The 1,759-nt window shown below is 65.3% G+C and carries 2 protein-coding genes and 1 pseudogene; 1 reads left to right on the top strand and 2 read right to left on the bottom strand.

Annotated features, from left to right (window positions below; all coding sequences use genetic code 11):
* A pseudogene (locus tag EN969_RS29750) lies at nt 1-612 on the top strand (hypothetical protein); the annotation flags it as partial.
* Nucleotides 613-652: 40 nt separating this feature from the next.
* Here EN969_RS29750 and EN969_RS29745 read toward each other — a convergent pair.
* Both EN969_RS29745 and EN969_RS29740 read right to left on the bottom strand, forming a co-directional pair.
* Nucleotides 653-1,399 (bottom strand): FAD-binding oxidoreductase, encoded by a 747-nt coding sequence (locus EN969_RS29745; RefSeq protein WP_013528277.1) that lies wholly within the window; start codon nt 1,397-1,399, stop codon nt 653-655.
* On the bottom strand, nt 1,396-1,759 hold a 364-nt coding region (locus EN969_RS29740), incomplete at its 5' end, for a molybdopterin-dependent oxidoreductase (RefSeq protein ID WP_164758614.1). The genes EN969_RS29745 and EN969_RS29740, both read right to left, overlap by 4 nt.

The raw sequence follows: 1,759 nt of genomic DNA, 5'->3' as shown, positions 1-1,759 counted from the left end.
TATCTGGCGTTCGAGATCGGCATTCCGGTGCCGGAACGGACAATGGCCAGAATCTTCGAGATGGCCGACCGGGCTGGCCTGTCGCGTTGGTCGTCGGTTCTGCAAGCCAAGCCGCGCACGGATTTCGGCGGCCTGGTCTGGCTGTCGCGCGGCCTTGCCAAGCAGTTGCGCCTGAAGCGGAAGAAGGGCCGGTTGCAGCAGGAGCCGCCCGCCAAACCCTGGCGCGGGAGACCGGCCGCGGGCAAGCCGCAAGCCGCATCGGAGCCTCTGGTGTTTTCGCAGGCCATCGCCTGTCCGCAAACGACCGGCGACATGATGCTCGACATCACCGTCAGGATCGGCGTTCCGCCGGTCCGGCGCCGCATCGAAATGGAGATCAATGACGGTGGCGAGCATATCGCTCGCCTGCGTGCCGTGGCTATCAGCCGATCCGGCAGGGAACGCGTGCTGCATTTTCGCGGCAAGGTGACGCTCGACGGCGCGCGAGTTGCCTTGACGCTCGAGGCGCGACCATCGCGACAGTTTCGCGAGTGGAACGACGCGGCCACGGTGGCCGCCTATGGCGCCTTGCCTTTCCAGTTGCTGTCGGCGGGTTTCTTGCCGATCGGCTGAAGGCGAATCCGACGAACCTTTCTCGCAAGGCGGCGTCCGCTCAAACTCCGTAGCGTTCGGTGCGGATGATTTCGGCTGCAACGCCGGCATCGATCAGCGCCTGGGCTGCCGCGGAAACGAAGGCATTGGAGCCGCAGACGAAGGCGAGACCGGGCGGCTCGGGCAGCCGCGCCATGGCTTGCGCCATCATCGCGACGTCCACCCGCCGCGCATAGTCGGCCGGGCGGCGTGCGGCTTCGCGGGTCAGTGTCAGCACCAGCTCGAAGCCGTCCTGACGCTCGTCGAGGGCGATCAGCTCGTCACGAAAGATCACTTCGTCCCAGACCCGGACCGAAAAGACCAGGACGACGGGCACCGCTGAATTCCGTGCGGCGCGGTGGCGGATCATCGACATCAAGGGCACGACGCCCGAACCGCCGCCGACCATCACAAGCGGCCCACTCTCATCCTTCGGCCAGACGAAATGCCCGCCAAGCGGCCCGCGCAGTTCGATTTCGTCGCCAATTGCCGCGACCTCGTGGAAGAAGGGCGAAACCTCGCCATCGTCGAGTTTTTCGATCGCCAGTTCGATTGCGCCATTCGTTTCGGGCGCGGAGGCGATGGAATAGGAGCGGCGCGCCTGATAGCCGTCCGGCGCCGTCAGCCTGACGTCGACATGCTGCCCGGCGCGATAGGCGAAGGGCCGAGACGGCTGAAAAAAGAAGCTGGTGACACGCGGCGTGCGCTTTTCGATGCGGACGATGCCGGCTGTTTGCCAGGGCGACTGCACTGCCGCCGTATCGCTCATGGATCGTTCGTGTAGCGTTGCTCGCGCCATGGGTCGCCATAGATATGGTAGCCGCGCAATTCCCAGAAACCGGGCTCGTCGCGCGAGGTGAATTGCAGGCCGTTCAGCCATTTGGCCGACTTCCAGAAATAGAGATGCGGCACCAGCAGCCTTGCCGGGCCGCCATGATCCGGCGTGATCGGCTTGCCTTCGTAGAGCAGCGCGACCATGGCCTTGCCGGCGGTGAGATCCTTGACCGGCACATTGGTGGTGTAACCGTCGAACGCGTGCGCCAGCGTGAAGCCGGTCGGCGGCTCCACACCCGCGTCGGCAAGGATATCGTCGACCAGCACGCCCTGCCACGGCGTGTCGAACTTGGTC

It is taken from the genome of Mesorhizobium sp. M7A.F.Ca.CA.003.01.2.1, from assembly GCF_003998945.1.
GTDB lineage: Bacteria > Pseudomonadota > Alphaproteobacteria > Rhizobiales > Rhizobiaceae > Mesorhizobium > Mesorhizobium ciceri.
This window is presented reverse-complemented; position numbering and strand designations above follow the sequence as displayed.